General features: G+C 63.2%; 23 protein-coding genes. 19 read left to right on the top strand and 4 right to left on the bottom strand.

What is annotated here, in order from left to right:
• Positions 1-416: 416 nt before the first annotated feature.
• On the top strand, positions 417-980 hold the full coding sequence (locus tag PYV00_RS14075; RefSeq protein ID WP_275228910.1) for a hypothetical protein: 564 nt from the start codon (positions 417-419) through the stop codon (positions 978-980).
• A 349-nt stretch (positions 981-1,329) separates the two neighbouring features.
• Here PYV00_RS14075 and PYV00_RS24440 read toward each other — a convergent pair whose 3' ends face one another.
• On the bottom strand, positions 1,330-1,680 hold the full coding sequence (locus PYV00_RS24440; protein ID WP_428981640.1) for a YdcH family protein: 351 nt from the start codon (positions 1,678-1,680) through the stop codon (positions 1,330-1,332).
• 52 nt (positions 1,681-1,732) lie between these two features.
• On the opposite strand from PYV00_RS24440, the gene PYV00_RS14065 reads away from it, so the two are divergent.
• The 6 genes from PYV00_RS14065 to PYV00_RS14040 all read left to right on the top strand — a co-directional run bounded on the left by PYV00_RS14065 (position 1,733) and on the right by PYV00_RS14040 (position 6,665).
• Positions 1,733-2,173, top strand: a complete 441-nt coding sequence (locus tag PYV00_RS14065) for a glycine zipper 2TM domain-containing protein (protein ID WP_275228909.1) — start codon at positions 1,733-1,735, stop codon at positions 2,171-2,173.
• A 250-nt stretch (positions 2,174-2,423) separates the two neighbouring features.
• Positions 2,424-2,867 carry a universal stress protein gene (locus tag PYV00_RS14060; protein ID WP_275228908.1) on the top strand — a complete coding sequence of 148 codons (444 nt, stop codon included), beginning with the start codon at positions 2,424-2,426 and terminating at the stop codon, positions 2,865-2,867.
• Between the two features lie 511 nt (positions 2,868-3,378).
• Positions 3,379-3,678, top strand: coding sequence for a hypothetical protein (locus PYV00_RS14055; RefSeq protein ID WP_275228907.1), 300 nt, complete (start codon positions 3,379-3,381; stop codon positions 3,676-3,678).
• A 153-nt stretch (positions 3,679-3,831) separates the two neighbouring features.
• The gene (locus tag PYV00_RS14050; protein WP_275228906.1) at positions 3,832-4,719 is read left to right on the top strand and encodes a universal stress protein; all 888 of its coding nucleotides are present in this window, start codon (positions 3,832-3,834) and stop codon (positions 4,717-4,719) included.
• Positions 4,720-4,875: 156 nt separating this feature from the next.
• A complete protein-coding gene (locus tag PYV00_RS14045) occupies positions 4,876-5,346 on the top strand; it encodes a Dps family protein (protein WP_275228905.1) in 471 nt (156 codons plus the stop codon).
• Positions 5,347-5,411: 65 nt separating this feature from the next.
• A complete protein-coding gene (locus PYV00_RS14040) occupies positions 5,412-6,665 on the top strand; it encodes a bifunctional alpha/beta hydrolase/OsmC family protein (protein ID WP_275228904.1) in 1,254 nt (417 codons plus the stop codon).
• A gap of 81 nt (positions 6,666-6,746) precedes the next feature.
• On the opposite strand, the gene PYV00_RS14035 is transcribed toward PYV00_RS14040, so the two are convergent.
• A complete protein-coding gene (locus PYV00_RS14035; protein WP_275228903.1) occupies positions 6,747-8,060 on the bottom strand; it encodes an MFS transporter in 1,314 nt (437 codons plus the stop codon).
• 174 nt (positions 8,061-8,234) lie between these two features.
• On the opposite strand from PYV00_RS14035, the gene cyoA reads away from it, so the two are divergent.
• From cyoA to PYV00_RS14010, 5 genes are read left to right on the top strand one after another with little or no spacing between them, the layout of a single operon-like run.
• Positions 8,235-9,455, top strand: a complete 1,221-nt coding sequence (gene cyoA, locus PYV00_RS14030) for a ubiquinol oxidase subunit II (RefSeq protein WP_428981639.1) — start codon at positions 8,235-8,237, stop codon at positions 9,453-9,455.
• Entirely contained in the window at positions 9,455-11,464 is a 2,010-nt protein-coding gene (cyoB, locus tag PYV00_RS14025; protein WP_275228902.1) for a cytochrome o ubiquinol oxidase subunit I, read from the top strand. Before cyoA ends, cyoB begins: the two co-directional genes overlap by 1 nt.
• A gap of 4 nt (positions 11,465-11,468) precedes the next feature.
• Positions 11,469-12,098, top strand: coding sequence for a cytochrome o ubiquinol oxidase subunit III (gene cyoC, locus PYV00_RS14020; protein WP_275228901.1), 630 nt, complete (start codon positions 11,469-11,471; stop codon positions 12,096-12,098).
• Positions 12,095-12,445, top strand: a complete 351-nt coding sequence (gene cyoD, locus PYV00_RS14015; protein ID WP_275228900.1) for a cytochrome o ubiquinol oxidase subunit IV — start codon at positions 12,095-12,097, stop codon at positions 12,443-12,445. The genes cyoC and cyoD overlap by 4 nt, the downstream gene beginning before the upstream one ends.
• Positions 12,445-13,182: an SURF1 family protein gene (locus tag PYV00_RS14010; protein WP_428981643.1), complete on the top strand. Its 738-nt coding sequence runs from the start codon at positions 12,445-12,447 to the stop codon at positions 13,180-13,182. The genes cyoD and PYV00_RS14010 overlap by 1 nt, the downstream gene beginning before the upstream one ends.
• A 16-nt stretch (positions 13,183-13,198) precedes the next feature.
• Here the strand turns inward: PYV00_RS14010 and PYV00_RS14005 are convergent, their stop codons facing one another.
• On the bottom strand, positions 13,199-14,047 hold the full coding sequence (locus tag PYV00_RS14005; protein ID WP_275228898.1) for a two-component system sensor histidine kinase NtrB: 849 nt from the start codon (positions 14,045-14,047) through the stop codon (positions 13,199-13,201).
• A 24-nt stretch (positions 14,048-14,071) separates the two neighbouring features.
• Between PYV00_RS14005 and PYV00_RS14000 the strand changes: the two genes are divergently transcribed.
• Positions 14,072-14,536: a hypothetical protein gene (locus PYV00_RS14000; protein WP_275228968.1), complete on the top strand. Its 465-nt coding sequence runs from the start codon at positions 14,072-14,074 to the stop codon at positions 14,534-14,536.
• Positions 14,537-14,692: 156 nt separating this feature from the next.
• Here PYV00_RS14000 and PYV00_RS13990 read toward each other — a convergent pair whose 3' ends face one another.
• Positions 14,693-15,556 (bottom strand): DMT family transporter, encoded by an 864-nt coding sequence (locus tag PYV00_RS13990; RefSeq protein WP_275228897.1) that lies wholly within the window; start codon positions 15,554-15,556, stop codon positions 14,693-14,695.
• Between the two features lie 282 nt (positions 15,557-15,838).
• Between PYV00_RS13990 and PYV00_RS13985 the strand changes: the two genes are divergently transcribed.
• The 6 genes from PYV00_RS13985 to PYV00_RS13960 all read left to right on the top strand — a co-directional run bounded on the left by PYV00_RS13985 (position 15,839) and on the right by PYV00_RS13960 (position 19,682).
• Positions 15,839-16,642, top strand: a complete 804-nt coding sequence (locus PYV00_RS13985) for an RNA polymerase sigma factor (protein ID WP_275228896.1) — start codon at positions 15,839-15,841, stop codon at positions 16,640-16,642.
• Positions 16,623-17,198: a ferritin-like domain-containing protein gene (locus PYV00_RS13980; protein ID WP_275228895.1), complete on the top strand. Its 576-nt coding sequence runs from the start codon at positions 16,623-16,625 to the stop codon at positions 17,196-17,198. Before PYV00_RS13985 ends, PYV00_RS13980 begins: the two co-directional genes overlap by 20 nt.
• A gap of 32 nt (positions 17,199-17,230) precedes the next feature.
• Complete coding sequence (locus PYV00_RS13975; RefSeq protein WP_275228893.1) at positions 17,231-17,608, top strand: c-type cytochrome; 378 nt, start codon at positions 17,231-17,233, stop codon at positions 17,606-17,608.
• Positions 17,609-17,933: 325 nt separating this feature from the next.
• Complete coding sequence (locus PYV00_RS13970; RefSeq protein WP_275228892.1) at positions 17,934-18,509, top strand: hypothetical protein; 576 nt, start codon at positions 17,934-17,936, stop codon at positions 18,507-18,509.
• 20 nt (positions 18,510-18,529) lie between these two features.
• Positions 18,530-19,129, top strand: coding sequence for a uracil-DNA glycosylase family protein (locus PYV00_RS13965; RefSeq protein WP_428981642.1), 600 nt, complete (start codon positions 18,530-18,532; stop codon positions 19,127-19,129).
• Positions 19,104-19,682, top strand: coding sequence for a DUF488 family protein (locus PYV00_RS13960; RefSeq protein ID WP_275228890.1), 579 nt, complete (start codon positions 19,104-19,106; stop codon positions 19,680-19,682). Before PYV00_RS13965 ends, PYV00_RS13960 begins: the two co-directional genes overlap by 26 nt.
• The last annotated feature ends 67 nt before the right edge of the window (positions 19,683-19,749 follow it).

Here is a 19,749-nt window from a genome sequence, read left to right as displayed (position 1 = left end):
ACGCCGACGCCTGGCGCAAGAGAGTAGGGAGAAGGAACCGGAGAAGGCTGACGACATGATCGAGCCGAACGCGATTGCCACAACCGCATCGAAAGCCGTGGCCTTGGTAAGGAACCGCTTGCTGCCCAACCGGACGGGCATTACCACCGCCGGGTAGGCGATGAAGGCGCGAAGGACCATCTAACCAGGGTTGATTTTGTCCGCCGCGAATGATTGTTCAAACACGTCGGATAATCAGGAAGGTGACCAGTCCTGCATGTCGGCATCTCCTCTGGCGTCCGCATTCTCGCTTTTGCGCTCACGCCGCATCATGAAAAACAGTCGAGGCATCGACCGTGCGGCCCTGTCTGACGACCGAGCGGCTCCTGCGTTGTGCGCAGGCCGCACGTGCAGGCAGGGATGAAGGGCTTTGATCCATGAAAACAGATAGTCTCGCCCGTCTTGCCGGGATCGGCACGATCGTGCTGGCCGGTGCCGCATTTCTACTGCCGCTTGTTCCATTCTGGCCGGGCGAAAAGGTCGTGGGCTGGCTTTTGATATCAGCCGGCATTCTGGAAGTTGCCGCTGCTCTGGCGCGATCTTCCGGTGACCGCACCCCAGCACTGCTTATAGGCCTAGCGACGATGCTTTCGGGCTTGCTTTTCATTCTCAATGTTGCGGTAGGATTTCTTGCGGCCGTCCACATCGTCATGGGCTGGTTGTTCGCGCGTGTGGCGCTCATTTTGTACCGCGGGTACCGAGCGGCCGGCTCCGCGCGTGTCGTGCTGTGGGCTGGGGCGTCGGCCGATCTGTTGCTCGCTTTGGTCCTCCTGCTCGGCCTGCACATATCGACGCTCGTGGTCGTCATATTCGGGCCAACATCGGAACTGGTCGCGAGTTTCGCGCTGGTATTTGCCGCTAGCTTCTTCGTCTCCGGCGTCATGATCCTGATGTTGGCCCGGGACCGGGACGACCGATCGGTTCAGGTCGCAAACAGCTGAAGGACCAGCGAGTTCTCCCATTTTGGGAAGCTGAGGATCATGCGCGCCCACCTGCCTGGTGCACATATAGGGCGACAGGACGATAAGCGCTGGCGCTTACGACCAACTCGCCGCCATCTCGCAGGTCCGTTCCTTATCCCGCTCCGTCAGTTCGATTGCCGCCAGATCGTGGGGAACACGAGCTTTGTCGGCGCTTTCACCATGCCGATTTGGATATCGCACTCATGGCGCGCACGCCAACTGGACGCACTATCTCGAGCGGGGTCATCCGCAGAACATTCTGGCGGCAGCGCTCACCCGACGGCCCGAAACGGTAGGGCTGGCTCGAATGCGATATCCCGGTTGGAACTCAATGCCTCCCGATCTCTTCCTTGGCACGGAGCTTTTGCTTCTTGAGTTGCTGGATCACCATATCGTCAGGCATGGGACGGCTCATTTCCTCCCGGATCCGACGTTCGAGGCCCGCATGCTTCTCCTGCAGTGCGCTCGCATGTGATGTATCCATGTCTACTTTCTCCTCTTGCTGGCGCGGATGGAGATCGCGCTTCTGAATATGAAATGCTCGCAGCAAGCCTGCCGCCGCGACATTGGGAAGACTACGTACACACATATCCCACCTCGCCGACGTGGCCAGTGTCGCCCTTGGTCGTGAAGCGCGGGAACCGGCCGTCACTTCATCGGTTGCTCCACGCAGGCTCAATGCCGCCCGGACGCAGCTTCACGCATCTGGACAAAAAGAGGGGAACTCAAGGATGAATGGGCTCGCATTCCTTTCGCTCGCGGCGGCAACTCTGCTCGGCGGGTGCGCGACTACCGGCAGCTATGGCGACGACGGCTGGGGATATTATGACCGCGGCTATTCGCAGCGCTACGGCAATTATGACTGGGATCGCCCAGATCCCCGAGCGGGCGGGTATTACGCGGATAACTATTACCGCAACGACCAGCGCTATCGCGAGCGGCGTCTATCGGACAACGAGCGCATCTATCGCGGGCGGGACGGACGGTACTATTGCCGCCGTTCTGACGGGACGACCGGACTGATCGTCGGCGGCGTCGCGGGCGGCGTGCTCGGCAACGTTATCGCGCCGGGCGGTTCGAAAACCATCGGTACCGTCCTGGGCGCGATCGGCGGAGCAGCCGCCGGCGCGGCCATCGACAGCGGCGGCCGTAACGACGTCCGCTGCCGCTGACGGGAGACCCTCTCGCCAGGATCGCGAAGTTGGGCTGCAGTGATCGAAAGGTATCTCCTGCCAGCCGAGCCTGGAGCCTGCTGGCAATCCCATATGCGACACAAAAGCTATCGTGCTCCAGATGCGGTCGACGTATTGGGCGAAGACACGCTATGTCCGGCGCGCGTGCAGTCCATTGCGACGGGCATGCATATACGGCTTGCCGCCGAAATGGCATGCTACGTCTGACCAATTCTATCCGGAGGGCTCCATGTACAAGCATATACTCATTGCCACCGATGGTTCCGATGTCGGCGAGAAGGGGGTCGAGCACGGCCTCGCGCTCGCAAAGTCTCTCGGCGCGCGCGCGACGCTCGTCACCGTGACCGAGCCATTTCCGATCACGGGAGGGGAATTTGCCTATGTCCCCAGCCAGGAGACGGTGGAAAGCTTCGAAACCGGTCAAAGGGAACGGGCAAATGCGCGACTGGCGGCCGTCAAGGCGGCAGCCGACCAAGCCGGCGTGCAAATCGAAACATTGCACGTGGCGGACGCCCAACCGGCCGAAGCCATACTTGCCGCGGCGAAATCGCATGATTGCGATCTCATCGTCATGGGTTCGCACGGACGGCGCGGCATCGGACGGTTGATGCTGGGCAGCAAGACATACGAAGTCGTATCGCACGGCCACATTCCGGTGCTCGTCGTGCGATAGGCCGCGGGCTCCAGGGGGTCACTGCGCCCTCGCGCTTTGGCTTCACGGCAAACGATCATCCCCGCCGCCATCGAACTTCACCGGCACGCTCACCGGAGGCGACGAATTTCGATAGAGACGGGACGTAATTGCCGCCGCCGCCGACGCGGGGATGAGACTCCAGCACGCCGCAGCAGGACTGCGATATCTCCCTTTCATTTCCGCTCTACAGCGGCATCGGCGTGCAGATTGCCTCACGCTGCCGGCCGATTATTTGATTTGCTGGCCCGATCCCCCATATACTCTTTATGTTCGTGTCTTCTCATCCTTCCTTGCGGGAGCCGCAGCGCCTGATGTTCGGCAACTAGCCGGACGCTCGCCTCGCCCGCGTCAGCGTCCGGCGACACGGCATCTGGAGCGCCGGCTGTCTGACGGCAGCACCTCTCCTTCTCGATGCCAGGCGCACTCCCATCATCAAAGGCGAACGCCCGCCCAGCGCGAGCGATCCGCCGGTTGGAAAGGATGCACTACCATGGCAACGGCCTATCATCGGTTGAGACCGCGCTCGGATATCGCATTGCAGGTTGAGGCTCTGCTCGACCGATATCCGCGCCTGAACGAACAGGAGCTTGCCAGGCTCATCGACCTGATGCCTTATCTGCCCCTCCTGGACCAGGCCCTGATCACGGCGGACGATCGGCTGGCGGCAAAGCTAGGCGATTTCCTGCGCGATCATCGCACCAGGCTCCGGGCTCCGCCGGGAAAGCGTCTTGCGCTTCTCCTGATCGGCGCGGTTCTGGCCGCACTCGGGCTCTCGTTGATCCTGACATGATGGCGTTCGGTTCGCCCATCGGTGTGCGAGGTCGTCGCCCGCCGATGGGCGACGTTCAACCGCCCGCCCCTCCTCGGGTCGCTCAGCACTCGGCTGGCTTTGCCCGTGCAGGACGATTAACCTCCCATATGGACGCAATAGAGGAGCACGCCCTTGACTGAGCCTACATTCATCCAACCGCGCAAGATCCTCGTTGCGACCGATCTGACACCGCGCTGCGACCGCGCGGTGGATCGCGCCGTCCAGTTGGCCGAAGAATTCGGCGCCGAACTTATTGCGGCCCATATCATGGATCCCACGGAAACGCCGCAATACTACATCGATCGAAGCCGCCGGTCATGGCGCCGGTTGCCCGATCCGGTGGAACGCATGCGCTGGCGGTTGAAACGCGATCTCGCAGGTGCGTCCGAGAAAATCCGCGTGATCGTCGAGGAGGGCAATCCTGCCGAGAAACTCGTCGACCTCGCAATCCGCGAGCAATGCGATCTCATCGTGACCGGCGATGCCGGTCCGGAATCCCTGAGCCGCATGATCTTCGGCAGCACGGTCAACCGGATCGTCCGAGGCTCGACCGCCCCCGTTCTCATGGTGCATGACAGGCCCACACGGCGCTACCGTGACATTGTGATCGCCACCGATTTCTCCGAGGCCTCGCTCCAGGCGCTACGGTCGGTCGCGGCCTTCTTCCCCAAAAGCGACCTTACCTTGTTCCACGGCTACGATATTCCCTACGCCGGCTTCATCGTCGACCGCGACATCGAGAGCGAGTTGCGCTCGATCGAGAAGGAAATCACGGCGAAGTTCATGAGCGACCCCCGCATCGAGCCCAAAATGAAGAGCCGGACCGCGGTCGTCATCCAACACGGCTCGCCCGAGGCCCTGCTGGGTGATTTCATCGACGATCGCAGCATCGATCTCACCGTGATCGGCAGCCACGGACGCGGCGCGATTTTCGATGCTCTGATCGGAAGCAATGCCAAACGGCTGGTAGAGAGGCTCGAAGGAGACTTGCTCATCGTCCGGTATGTCGAGGATGCATAGCGTCAGATCCGCTACCGGCGCGCACCGGGCTAGACTATCGCGTCGGTAGGGATCAGACCGAATTCAACATGGCGCTGGAAACCACGGCGACGTCGCCGAGTTGGAGGTTTACCGTCGCCGACACCGTAGTGATCGATCCGACCAAGGAGACAATCAATGGCTATCAATATCGGGCTCTCGCAGGAGGAACGCGAGCAGATCACCTCCGGCCTCTCACGGCTGCTGGCGGACAGCTATACCCTCTATCTGATGACCCACAACTTCCACTGGAACGTCACGGGTCCCATGTTCAACACCCTGCATACGATGTTCATGCAGCAATACACCGAGCAGTGGACGGCGCTCGACCTGATCGCCGAGCGCATCCGCGCACTCGGCTTCCCAGCGCCCGGCACCTACAAGGAATTTGCAGCGCTGGCTTCGGTCAAGGAAGTCGACGGCGTGCCCAAGGCGATGGACATGGTCCGCCACCTGGTCAACGCGCAGGAAGCCACCGCCCGCACGGCGCGCCAACTCTTTCCGACCGTGAACGCCGCGAACGATCAACCGACCGCGGATTTGCTGACCCAGAGGCTCGACGTTCATGAGAAAACGGCCTGGATGCTGCGCAGCCTGCTGGAAGAATAAAAGGCCAAAATCGGGCCTCGCGATCACGAGCGAGGTCCGCTCCGCTTCTTTACAGGCTGTCTCACATGTCCACAGAACCCTTCGATTTTCCAGGTGAGAGCGGACAGACGCTGTCCGGCCGCCTCGATCTGCCCGAGGAGCCCGCCTCCGCATTCGTCCTTTTCGCCCATTGCTTCACCTGCACCAAAAGCTCCCTGGCCGCGGCGCATCTAGCGCGCTCGCTCACTCGCCTGGGCTTTGGCGTGCTCCGCTTCGATTTCACTGGCCTGGGGCAAAGCGGCGGTGATTTTGCCGACAGCACCTTCAGCGGCAGCGTTCGCGACATCGTGGCCGCCGCCGCCGCCATGCGCGCTGCCGGCAGGGCGCCCTCCCTCCTCATCGGCCATAGTCTCGGCGGCGCGGCGGTGTTGGCCGCGGCCGGCGATGTGCTCGAAGCACGGGCGGTGGCGACGATCGCCGCTCCGTTCGATGTCGCGCACGCCGAAAGGCTCTTTTCCAATCTCGACGAACTGATGACGCAGGGCGAAGCCGAGGTCCAAATCGGCGGCCGGCCCTTCCGGATACGCCGCAGCTTCATCGAGGACCTTCGCGCGCACGATCAGGCGGAACGGATCCGCCAACTCAGGAAACCGCTGCTCATCATGCATGCCCCGGAGGATTCGACGGTCGGGATCGAGAATGCCGGCGCGATATTCCAGGCGGCCCGTCACCCGAAGAGTTTCGTCTCGCTGGCGGGCGCCGACCATCTCCTGACACGCAAGGAAGACGCCGATTTCGTCGCAGCGATCGTGTCGGCCTGGGCGCGGCGTTATCTCCCCGGCACACCGCCGCGCACCGCCGCACAATCCGGGCTGGTGACGGTCACGGAGACCGGCGAGGGCGACTTCCAGATGGAGGTGTCGGCCGGCGGCGTGAGCTTCCTTGCGGACGAACCGCCCGAGGTTGGCGGCCTTGGTTCCGGTCCCACCCCCTACGATCTGCTTGCGGCCGGATTGGGGGCCTGCACCGCCATGACGGTTCGCCTCTATGCGCGCCACAAGAAGCTGCCTCTCGAACGCGTATCAGTGGAAGTCGGCCACAGCCGGCGCGCTGACACCCAACCTGCGGACCTGTTCGTGCGCCGCCTTCATCTGCAGGGTTCGCTGAGCGACGACGACCGACAGAAACTGACCGAAATCGCGGAAAAATGCCCCGTCCACCGGACACTCCACGCGGGCGCCGCGATCGAGACCGTCGAGGGCGACAGCGCGGCCGAGGTTCGGGTCGAGCGGCCAGGCACCGACGCGCAGGGCCGAGCAAAAATCGTGGGAACCTCCTAGCCGGAGCCTGGCCAAGCCGAGACGGGTGTCATGACCGGTTGGCGTCCTGCGCGGACGCCCTCGGCTGGCTCGATTGACCCGCTATTCGATCGCCCTGCCCAGTTCGCGGTTCAGCCAGAGCGCGACAACGGTGCAAATGGCTCCCGACAGCAGATAGGCACCGGCCGACAGCAATCCGAACCGGCTCGACAGCAGCAGTGCGGCGAGCGGCGCGAAGCCGGCGCCGAACAGCCAGGCAAAGTCCGAGGTCAATGCCGAACCGGTGTAGCGGTGACGCGGCGAAAAGCGCGAGGACAAGGCTCCCGACGATTGGCCGAAGGACAGGCCGAGAAGCACGAAGCCCGTGAGCATGAATATCGCTTCTCCGATTTCCCCGGCACCGAGCAGTTGCGGCGCGAAACCGCTGAACGCGGCGATCGCGGCCGCCGAGACGACCAGCAGTGTGCGCCGGCCGAAACGGTCGGCCAGGTAGCCCGAGGCGACGATCGCGAGGATGCCGAAGCCAGCGGCCACCGCCTCGATCATGAGGAACCGCGTGGGGCTGTCCTCGGTGAAGAGGAACACCCACGATAGCGGGAAGACGGTGACCATGTGGAACATGGCGAAACTCGCAAGCGGGGCGAACGCGCCCATGATGATCGTGCGCCATTCGGTCCGCACCGTCTCGCCTAGCCTGGCGGGCTCGAGTTCACGGCTCTCGAACAATGCGGCATATTCAGGCGTCACGACGATACGTAGACGGGCGAAGAGCGCGACGACGTTGATCGCGAAAGCGACGAAGAAAGGATAACGCCAGCCCCAGTCAAGGAAATCCTCAGCCGGCAGCGTGTGGATGAGGAACGTGAACAACAAGCTGGCGACGACAAGACCGAGCGGCGCACCGATCTGGGGCAGCATCGCGTACCATCCGCGCTTGTTCTCGGGCGCATTGAGCGCCAGCAGCGAGGCGAGGCCATCCCACGAGCCACCCAGCGCGACACCTTGTCCCATGCGGAACAGCGCGAGGAGCAGGACCGAGAATAGGCCAACCGTCTCGTAACCGGGCAGGAAGGCGATCGCCGCTGTCGAACCGCCGAGCAGGAACAGCGCGATCGTGAGCTTGGCACCGCGGCCATAGAGCCGGTCGACCGCAGTGAAGATCAGCGTGCCGAAAGGCCGCGCAACGAAAGCCAGCGCGAAGACCGCGAAAGAATAGAGCGTGCCGGTGAGCGGATCTGCGAAGGAAAAGACCAGCCTGGGGAACACCAGCACCGAAGCGATGGCATAGACGAAGAAGTCGAAGAATTCCGACGTCCGCCCGATGATCACGCCGACGGCGATTTCGCCAGGCGCCACCTTGTGGCCTCCCGCCTGAAGGGAGCGGGCATCGTATTCGGCTGAAGTCTGTGCAGTCATCTCACTCGGCTTTCGGCACGCGTCGCTCCGGAGCACTGCACTCCAGTGCGGATCGGCCCCCGGGAACGCAAAAAGCGCGGGGCTTGCCAGCCGCTAATGACCTTTGCGGCGGCGCTGCGGGATTGGACAAAATGTCCGATGTGCAGTGCAGCATGCCCGGCCTAGGCGCACGCCATGCCTGAGATCACCATGCTTGCGCTTGCACGCCGATTCCGGCCTGCCCTGCGGCTTCTTCCCGCTCTCGTCACCCTTCCACTGCTGTCCGGCTGCGGAATGGTCGTGCTCGAGCCGGCTGGCGACGTGGCTCGGCAGCAGGGCAATCTGGTCATCGTCTCAACCATCTTGATGCTGCTCATCATCGTGCCGGTGATGGCGCTGACGATATTTTTCGCCTGGCGTTATCGCGCGGCGAACAAGGAAGCGACCTATAAGCCCGACTGGGACCACTCGACCCAGCTCGAACTGGTGATCTGGGCGGCGCCGCTGCTCATCATCATCTGTCTGGGGGCGCTGACCTGGGTCGGTACGCATCTCCTCGACCCGTACCGCCCGCTGGCGCGCACCGCACCGGGAAATCCGGTCGCCACCGAAGTCCAACCGCTCGACGTCCAGGTGGTCGCGCTCGATTGGAAATGGGTGTTCATCTACCCTGAGCAGGGCATTGCAACGGTCAACGAACTGGCACTGCCGGTCGACCGGCCGATCCGCTTCCGCATTTCCGCCTCTTCGGTGATGAACAGCTTCTACATCCCCGCGCTGGCCGGCCAGATCTACGCCATGCCCGGCATGGAGACCAAGCTCCACGCGGTGCTCAACCGGCCGGGCAACTACGAAGGCTTCTCCGCCAATTACAGCGGCGCAGGCTTCTCGAAGATGCGTTTCAAAGTAAGGGGTATGGACGGGGCGGGCTTCACTACATGGGCCAGCCAGACCAAGGGCGCCGGCGGCACGCTCGACCGCGCGGCCTATCTTCGGCTCGAGCGCCCCAGCGAGAACGAACCCGTGCGCCGCTTCGCCGGTGTCGAGGCCGGGCTGTTCGACGCCGTCGTCAACATGTGCGTCGAGCCGGGAAAAATGTGCATGCGCGACATGATGGCGCTCGACGCCAAGGGCGGCCTCGGCCTTGCCGGCATCCACAACGTACGCCCGCTGGAATACGACAAGACCGCTGGCCGGGGTTCGGGACCCGCCCCCGACCGCAAGATGGTGGCGGCGCTGTGTCTCCCCCTCCCCGGTGACGAGGGCAAGCCGGTGATGGAACGCCGCGTTGACCTGTCGCCGCTGACCGGCGCGGGCCTGTCGCGCCCCGGCTCTCTGCCCCGCGCCACCTTCATCGCCGCCGCCGACGAGACCTCCATTCCCACCCCCATTCCCTTTGCCAAGAGCAACCGCTGATGTCCGCTGACCCGACTCCCATCCCGATCAGTCCAATCTTCGGTCGGCTTTCGCTCGAATCGTTCCCGTTGCACGAACCGATCATCGTCGCCACCTTCGCCGCGGTGGTGATCGGCGGACTGGCGGTGCTGGGGCTGATCACGCGCTACCGCTTGTGGGGCTGGCTCTGGCGCGACTGGTTCACCAGCGTCGACCACAAGAAGATCGGCATCATGTACATGGTGCTGGGCCTGATCATGTTCCTGCGCGGTTTCGCCGACGCGATCATGATGCGCATCCAGCAGGCAATGGCGTTCGGTGGCTCCGAGGGCTACCTCAACTCGCACCACTACGATCAGATCTTCACCGCGCACGGCGTGATCATGATCTTCTTCGTGGCAATGCCCTTCGTTACCGGCCTGATGAACTACATCGTGCCGCTACAGATCGGCGCGCGCGACGTCTCGTTCCCGTTCCTCAACAACTTCAGCTTCTGGATGACCACCGCCGGCGCGGTGCTGGTCATGATGTCGCTGTTCGTCGGCGAATTCGCGCAGACCGGCTGGCTGGCCTATCCGCCGCTGTCAGGCATCGCCTATAGCCCCGCCACCGGCGTCGATTACTACATCTGGGCGCTGCAGATCGCGGGCGTGGGTACGACGCTATCGGGCATCAACCTGATCGCGACGATCCTCAAGATGCGCGCGCCGGGCATGGGCATGATGAAGATGCCGGTGTTCACCTGGACCTCGCTGTGCACCAACGTGCTGATCGTCGCCTCTTTCCCGGTGCTGACGGCCGTGCTGACGCTGCTCAGCCTCGATCGCTACGTCGGCACCAACTTCTTCACCAACGACTTCGGCGGTTCGCCGATGATGTATGTGAACCTGATCTGGATCTGGGGCCACCCGGAAGTCTACATCCTGATCCTGCCGCTGTTCGGCGTGTTCAGCGAGGTCACATCCACCTTCTCGGGCAAGAAGCTCTTCGGCTATACCTCGATGGTCTATGCGACGATCGTCATCACGATCCTGTCGTACCTCGTCTGGCTGCACCACTTCTTCACGATGGGGTCGGGCCCCAGCGTCAACTCGTTCTTCGGCATCACGACGATGGTGATCTCGATCCCGACCGGCGCCAAGCTGTTCAACTGGCTGTTCACCATGTACCGCGGCCGCATCCGCTTCGAGCTGCCGATGATGTGGACGGTCGCCTTCATGCTGACCTTCGTCGTCGGCGGCATGACCGGGGTGCTGCTGGCGGTCCCGCCCGCCGACTTCGTGCTGCACAACTCGCTGTTCCTGATCGCGCACTTCCACAACGTGATCATCGGCGGCGTGCTGTTCGGCCTGTTCGCGGCGATCAACTTCTGGTGGCCCAAGGCCTTCGGCTTCAAACTGGACGTCTTCTGGGGCAAGATCAGCTTCTGGTGCTGGGTCGTCGGCTTCTGGCTCGCCTTCATGCCGCTCTACGTGCTCGGCCTGATGGGCGTGACCCGGCGCATGCGCGTGTTCGACGATCCGTCGCTGCAGATCTGGTTCATCATCGCCGGCATCGGCGCGGCGGTGATCGCCGTCGGTATCGGTGCCATGCTGGTGCAGTTCGCCGTCTCCATCTGGAAGCGCGACCAACTGCGCGACACCACGGGCGATCCGTGGGGCGGCCGCACGCTCGAATGGTCGACCTCCTCGCCGCCGCCCGAGTACAACTTCGCCTTCACGCCAGTCATCCACTCGCTCGACGCGTGGCACGACATGAAGTCGCGCGGAGCGGAGCGGCCGACGCAGGGCTTCCGTCCGATCCACATGCCGAAAAATACCGGGACGGGCGTGATCCTTTCGGCGTTCGCCACGATCATGGGCTTCGCGCTGATCTGGTACATCTGGTGGCTCGCTGCGCTGAGCTTCGCCGGCATCCTGACAGTCGCGATCGGCCATACCTTCAACTACCGACGCGACTTCCACATTCCGGCCGCCACGGTGGAGACCACCGAGGGCGCGAGGACGCGCCTGCTGGCGACGGGAACCTGACGCGATGACCATCCAATCCCCTCTTGTCGCCGCCGCCGAGGTCCGCTTCTACGACCTCGACGAGCATGACCACGCCGAAGGCCACAGCACCATGCTGGGCTTCTGGATCTACCTGATGAGCGACTGCCTCATCTTCGCGATCCTGTTCGCCTGCTATGCCGTGCTCGGCGGCAACCTCGCTGCGGGGCCGGGTCCCAAGGACCTGTTCGACCTGCCGCTGGTCGCGCTCAACACCGCGATGCTGCTGTTCTCGTCGATCACCTATGGCTTCGCCATGCTGGCGATGCGGCAGGACCGGCTGCGCCAGACGCAAGCCTGGCTGGCCGTCACCGGCCTGTTTGGCGCGGCATTCCTGGCCATCGAGCTGTACGAGTTCCAGCACCTGATCCACCTGGGCGCAACGCCGCAGCGCAGCGCGTTCCTGTCGGCGTTTTTCACGCTGGTGGGCACGCACGGGCTACATGTCACTTTCGGCACTATCTGGCTCGTAACGCTGATGGTCCAGCTTGGCCGAAACGGCTTGATCCAGGCCAATAGACGCCGGCTGATGTGCCTCAGCCTGTTCTGGCACTTCCTGGACGTCATCTGGATCGGTGTCTTCACCTTCGTCTATCTGATGGGAATGCTGCGATGAGCCATGAAATCCATGCCGACGAGCCGCATGGCTCGATGCGCGACTATACGATCGGCTTCCTGTTGTCGGTCGTGCTCACCGCCATCCCCTTCTGGCTGGTGATGGAACGCCCGCTGGCCGACGGTGTGACCGCAGCCGTCATCCTCGCCTTCGCGGCGATGCAGATGGTCGTCCACATGATCTACTTCCTGCACATGAACGGTAGAGTCGAAGGTGGCTGGACGATGATGGCCCTGCTCTTCACGATCATCATCGTGGTCATCATGCTCGCCGGATCGCTGTGGGTCATGTACCATCTCAACCACAATATGATGCCGATGCCCCACGACATGAGCCAGATGCCGTGATCGCCGCCGCCCGCCCGGCCCCACGCGGCGGCAAGGCGCGGACGGCGGTGCTGGGCCTCATGCTCCTCCTTACCGCCGCCTTCTCCGCACTGAGCGTCTGGCAGGTCGAACGGCGAGAATGGAAGCACGCGCTGATCGCCGCGGTCGAAAGCCGCGTCCACGCCGCACCGGTCGCAGCACCAGGACCCGAGCACTGGGCAAGCCTCTCGGCCGAGCACGACGCCTATCGCCATGTGCGCGTCACCGGGCGCTTCCTGCACGATCGCGAAACGCTGGTGCGCGCGGTCAGCGACCTCGGCTCGGGCTATTGGGTGATCACCCCGCTGGACACCGGCCATTTCACCGTGCTGGTCAATCGCGGCTTCGTCGCACCGGGCGAGCGTAACAAAGTCCGCCGCGATCCCGTCGGCACAATCGCTCTCTCGGGCCTTCTCCGCGTCACCGAGCCCGGTGGCGGCTTCCTGCGCAGCAATGACCCCAAGACAGGCAACTGGTATTCGCGCGATGTCGCTGCGATCGCCGCGGCACGCGGGATCCTGCGCCCCGCCCCCTACTTCATCGACGCCGATGCCATGACCGGCACATCCACCGGGCCGGTAGCCGGGTTGACCGTGGTGCGCTTTGCCGACAACCATGCCGTCTACGCGCTGACATGGTTCGCGATGGCATTGCTGTGCGCCTATGCGGCGCGCTCTATAGTGCCCGGCAATCGCCGTAGCAGGAAAGCCTTCGCCTGATGGCGTAGCGCCGCAGTCAATCTTTCACGCGGAACTGACCGTCCGATCGCGCAAGCGAACGGGACGGCGCCGGGAAGAAAAGGTCGAATATGCTTCCCGCCCCGACCGCACTATCAATTCTCATGAAGCCACCCGTCTGCCGCATGAATGCGTCGACCTGCGGTATCCCCAGCCCGGTTCCCGTACCGACCTTGGTCGTAAAGAACGGATCGATGATCCTGCTCATGACGCTTGCTGGCATGCCTTCGCCCTCGTCCCGCACGCGGACACGGACATGGGATTGGGGAGCCTCGCCGGCGCCGGCCGCCTGCGTAACCGCCGTACTGATCTGGATGACCCCACCGTTGGGCATCGCATCTCGAGCGTTGACGACAAGATTCATGACCGCCGCATTGAACTGCGGAAGATCGAAAGCGAAATCCGGAACGTCCGCGCCAAGTTGCAGGACAACCCGGACACCGATGCCGGCAGCATATCGTAGGAGCGCTTCCGATTGTCGCAGGGCGTCGTTCACGTTTGCAGCGTGGATCTCAAAGTCATGGCCGCTCGCGAAATCCAGCAGGCGCGTCGTCATCCTCAACCCGCGGTCCACTCCCTCTTGAGCGCCCATGAGGAAGCTATTCGACACGGCCGGGTCGGATCCGTGACGCTTCGCCAAATTCAACCCTGCGGAAATCACAGCCAGGACATTCCGGAAATCATGCACGAAGGCCCTGCTCATGTGCCCCAGAGCAACCGACCGCTGAAGGGCCGAAGCGCTCAGTTCCCCAGCGAGGGCCTCCTCTTTGCCGACCGCCGCGTTGTCGAGCGCGCGGCCTGAGGTCTCACGTTCACACAAGGGACTCAAAGATGTCTCAACCGGCATACCAGGGTTCCTCCCTGCCGCCTGATGTCCAGTATCGTCTGGGCAACTGCTTCGCAGGATGAAACGTGGACACAAATTCAAGTGGAGTCGAAGGAATATTATTTCCTTCTGGCAGCAATTTTCTTGGTCTCTCCGGCCGAAAAACCCGGCCGGAGATCGCCGATCCGCGGTCTTCTTCCTGCCAGTCTCGTTCTTCCTGAATGTCAGCTCCGCCGCGACGAGGTCAATCGCGGTCGGCGACCGGCTCCGATCATCATCCACGCGGGAACCTTTCGCGATGAAACTTATCCGATGCACGAAACGGAGACAGCGGTCATGGACCGACCCAAAGTTGGCCTCGACGAGTTGCCGGCTGCAACCTTGGCCGCTCGGATCACGGTTGGCGCGCGCCCTGATCCGGGAACGACAGCGCGAAGACATCGCTGCCGCCAGACAACGCGGCGCCTGTCGAGGACGGAAACGCGCCCTCTTCGATGCAAGGATCGCTGAACTACACCGCCACGTCCGCGTCGCAGCCGGCGAATGAAAGGCCGCCATCGCCCGCGACCTACGGCAGCAGCCGCGAAACCCCATACCAGTTCCTGCGAACGGCCGCCTGATGTTGGCGGCGTGTTTCCCGCCGCCAACGCGTAGTCATTTGTTGGGTCAACCTTTCTGTCTGGCATCGTATCGGAAGACGATAATCAAACCGACGACAACCAGACCGAGCCCGCCCATCATCAGCGGCGACATTGGATTACCAATGATTGCCCAATCCATCGCGGCTGTGACGCCGGGAACAAGATAGAAGAGACTGACGACGTTCACGAGGTTCCCGCGCGCGATCAGGCGGTAAAGCAGGAACGTGGTGCCGACGGAGATCACGAGGGCGAGCCACAGAACCGGGAGCACGAAACCGACGTCCCACGAGGCGCGGAATTGGCCGAGCGGAGAGACTGCAGCGGCAAGCGCGAGTCCCGCACAATACTGCATCGGCAACACCGCCCAAGGCGCCTGATGCTCGCGCTTTTGAAGGATCGAACCCGCCGTGATCCCAAGCAATGACAGGCCGGCGAACGCAAGCCCCAGCAGGTCGAATCGCATCGATGCCAAGCCGTCCGAAACGACCAATGCGAGGCCCGCAAGGGCGCAAAGCAGCCCGAGGAGCCGCTGCGCCGTCACCCGTCGTTCGGTCAGGAAGATGGTAAGGATCGGCTGCACCCCCAGTAAGGTGGCGAGTGCTCCAGGCGTGATCCCGTTATCGAGAGCGAGGAGGTAGAAGGCAGAGTAAAACCCTGCGATCAGAAGACCTATCAGCGCATTGCGAAGCCGGGTGCCCCGCGCGGGTAAGAGTGAGCCGTTCCAGGTCGCGAAAGCGACCAGGACCGCCAAAGCGATGGCATAGCGCAGAATGAGGATCGCAAGCGGCGAACCGTGCCGCAGTGCGATCTCGGATACGATGGCGCCGCTGCTCCACAGCAGGACGAACGCAGTCGTCGGCAGGAGCGCCGACACATGACGGTTGAACATGAAATTTCACCTGATGAGACGTCGTATGGCCCGCGCGCTGAGCGCGGACAGTGCCCCGGCCGTCAGCCGGCGTGGATCGACACTGGCGGAGGCGGTGCCCCGACGCGGCCGAACCGATCGGTCCATTCAGGCGGTGGAGGTGTGCAAGACGCACGCACCAACAGGCGAGTGACACCATGTTGATTGAGGCGGACGCTTGCGAACATATGTCGCTGATAAATACAACCGCGGCCATGAGCAAGCCGCGACAAGGCCAGTCGCGGTCTGCAGCCGGCTCCGATCATGATCATCATCCTTGCGGGAACCTTTTGCAATGGGATTCATCCAATGCGCGAAAGGGAGCCACCGATCATGGGCCGACCCAAAGTTGATCTCGACAAGTTGCCGGATACAGCCATGGCCGCCCGGATCGCGGTTGGCGATGGCGAGGCGGCCGCGATCGTCATCCAACGCAACAACCAACATCTCTTCCGAACTGCATTCAGCATTCTGGCCAATCGTGCCGAGGCCGAAGATGCGCTGCAAAGCGCCTATCTGCGTGCCTTCGCCGGAATGGCCGGGTTCGCCGGACAATCGTCCCTTTCCACGTGGCTGACCCGGATTGTCATCAACGAAGCGCTCGGCCGGGTTCGGACGGCGCGCCGCCGAACGGCCTGTTTTGACAGCAACTCGGTACTGGTGCTCGATGAATATAGGGACAAACTCATGCGCGGCTCCACTAGCGGAGCATCGCCCGACCACGACCTGGCCCGACGGCAGCTGCGTCAGATGCTCGAATCGGCGATCGCCGCCCTCCCACGCGATTTCCGCCTGGTTTTCATCCTGCGGGACATCGATGGCCTGAGCGTCGAAGAAGCCGCAACGGCGCTCGAGATCCCGCAGGGGACTGTAAAAACCCGGCATCTGCGCGCGAGACGACGGCTGCGCAAATTGCTCGATCCGGAAATCAGCACCGCATTGCAGGGAACCTTCCCCTTTGCCGGCGGCGATTGCGCCGCCCTCACCGCGCGCGTGCTGCAGCAGTTCGGACAGAAGCCACGCTTGATCACAATGGAGAAATGGCAAGATGATCGAAATCCCTCATAGCAGTCGCCGCTCGGTCCTGACCGGAGGTGTCACCACGCTGTCTGCCGCCGGACTGGTCGCCCTGTTGGGCGGCAGCCTTCCGGCAGAAGCCAGGCAGTCCAACCGCCCCGGGCAGGACGTACAGCTTCTCAACGCTGCGCTGGCGCTCGAACATGAAGGCATCGCCGCCTACCAGATAGCAGCGGAGAGCGGACTGCTCTCGGCGGACATCCTCAAGGTGGGCATCGCATTCCAGAGCCACCATAAGACCCACCGCGACGATCTGGCGACGGCGATCCGCCGCCTGGGCGGACAAGCTGCGGCCAGCAAGTCGACGGCCGAATACGCCGCCGCGCTCGGCGTCTCCGCTTTGAAGACTCAGAACGACGTCCTCAAGCTTGCACTGGGACTCGAGCGCGGCGCCGCGAACGCCTATCTGGGCCTCATTCCGTCGCTCGAAGCGACCGAGTTCCATCTGCTCTCCGCGCGAATTGCCGGCGACGAGGCATTCCACGCCGCGATACTCGGAAATGTCCTGAACGAGCCAATTCCGCAAACGGCACCGATTTTCGGATAAGCCGCGTGGTTCCGTTTCCCTTTCGGCCGACGATGCGCGTGCTCGTCCTCGGGATGGGGATGGTGATCGGCGGCGCGCTGCTCGCAGGCTCCGCCGCTCCGCGTGGCAATGCCGCCCGGGGCGGCGATCTCTACCGGACGAAATGCGGAGCCTGCCATTCGCTCGACAACAATCGCGTCGGCCCGGCACATCGTGGCGTCGTCGGACGGCGATCCGGCACGGCTCCCGGCTTTCGCTATTCCAGGGCGCTGAGCTCTTCGAACATTGTCTGGACCCCCGCCAATCTCGATCGTTGGCTGACGGCGCCGACCCTGATGGTGCCCGGCACCGCAATGGGATTTCGTCTCGCATCACCGCAGGATCGCGCCGATGTCATTGCCTATCTCCAACAGAACGGTTCCGCCCGATGAGCGCCAGGCCATGTGCGATCGGATTTGTCGTCTATTATCGGGAACCGATTGGACTAGGCGCAATCAATAGCAAGGAGAGCAATCGGCGCCTGCCGGCATGATCGAGCGATCAGGCGAGCACCAATGGCGCCCAGGAGCATCGCATGAGCACCGAAACCTCTGCAGTGTCCGGACCCGATCTCAGCCTCGGCGTCCCACGCGCATCGCTGCCGGAAGGGACCATGCTGCCGGGACATGCGGACGGTGAAGCCGTCTTGCTTATCCGGCGCGCTGATCAACTGTTCACTGTCCGTGCCCAAGGCACCACGATCTGGAAGGAGCAACCATGGAAATTGATCAGGCGGCCGATGTGTCGCGAGAAGCAGTCGGCATCTTCCACAGCCCGTTGGGGCTGGTGGATGCGATAGACGAGCTGCTGAGTTCGGGCTTCCACCGTGCCGAGCTCAGCCTGCTGGCCAGCGAACACACCGTGGAGAAGAAGCTGGGTCATCGGTATTCCCGGGTAGACATACTGGCCGACGATCCCGAGGTGCCGCGCACCGCCTTTGTTTCCACCGAGGCGATAGGAGACGCGGAGGGCGGAATCATCGGCGGCCTCGTCTATGTGGGGGCGATCGCCGCGGTCGGCGCGATCGTGGCCACTGGCGGCACCCTGCTCGCCGTTATCGTCGGCGCGGCGCTCGCTGGAGGCGCCGGCGGCCTCGTTGGTTCGGTGCTCGCCAAACGGCTCGGCCAGCATCATGCGCAATATCTTGAGGAACAGATCGTGCGAGGGGGCCTGTTGTTATGGGTGCGCGTTCGGGACCACGCCAGCGAAGAACGCGCCGTCGCAATTCTCAGGAAACATTCTGCGGACAAGGCCCATACCCACATGTTGCCGCTCGAGGCGGAGGACAAGTGACAGAGCTGGAAGCGTTGTTGATGGAAGTCCGGGCATGCCGCGCGTGCGGTGATCTCCTGCCGCTCGGTCCGAGACCCGTTGTGCAAATGTCCGCGACCGCACGGATCCTGATCGCAAGCCAGGCCCCCGGCACCAAGGTCCATGCCAGCGGCATTCCCTTTTCCGATGCGTCGGGCGACCGGCTGCGGCAATGGATGGGAATAACGCCCGATCAGTTCTACGACGCGGCCAATATCGCCATCGTTCCCATGGGCCTTTGCTATCCGGGGCGCTCGGGCAGCGGCGATGCACCGCCGCGCCCGGAATGCGCGCGGCTCTGGCGAGAACGCCTGCTCGCACAGATGCCCGATCTGCGCCTCACTCTCCTGGTCGGAAGCTACGCGCAAAATCATGTGCTGGGAGCCAGCGCGCTGACCGAACGGGTGCGCGATTTCGCGGCCTATCTTCCGCGATGGTTTCCCCTCCCGCACCCGTCGTGGCGCTCGGCAATCTGGGCGCGAAATCATCCGTGGTTCGAAAAGCAGGTACTTCCCGCGTTGCGATCCGAGCTCCGGCAGATCTGGCCGGAGCTGAACGAGGCCGGACAGCATAGCGATGACGCACAAAACACGCGGGTCTGACCGCTCGGCGGCTAACGGCAATCCCACCTTCACGATCGGGCATTCGACGAAATCGATCGCGGACTTCGTCGAATTGCTAAGGGTCGGCCAGATCGCAGCCGTCGTCGATGTCCGCAGCCTATCGCGCTCGCGGGCCAACCCGCAGTATAACCGCGATAGCCTGCCCGCCGCCCTCGCCGCCTGCCAGATCGGATACGACCAAATCCCGGAACTCGGCGGGCTGCGCAAGAAATCCCGCACCATTCCACCCGAAGTCAACGGTTTCTGGATCAACCAGAGCTTCCACAATTATGCCGATTACGCCTTGTCCGGCGAGTTTCGTGCGGGGCTGGATCGGCTGCTCGAACTCGCCGCCAGTCGTCGCTGCGCGATCATGTGCGCCGAGGCGGTCTGGTGGCGGTGTCACCGCAGGATCATCGCCGACTATCTGCTGCATCTGGACAGGGCAGTCTTCCACCTCATGGGGACATCCAAAGCAGAGCCGGCGACGATGACCGCTGCCGCCCGGGCCGGCGCCTCCGGTCTCGTCTACCCGGCGGTCCAGAAGGGCTGAGTTCTGGTCATACAAGTCGCAAAGCCCACAAGAACAAATCGCCCTGGGCCGGTCAAAATGGCCGATC

The organism is Novosphingobium album (ex Liu et al. 2023) (assembly GCF_029076845.1).
Lineage (GTDB): Bacteria > Pseudomonadota > Alphaproteobacteria > Sphingomonadales > Sphingomonadaceae > Novosphingobium.
Note: the sequence above shows the minus strand (reverse complement) of the source record. Positions and strands in the feature narration are given on the sequence as shown.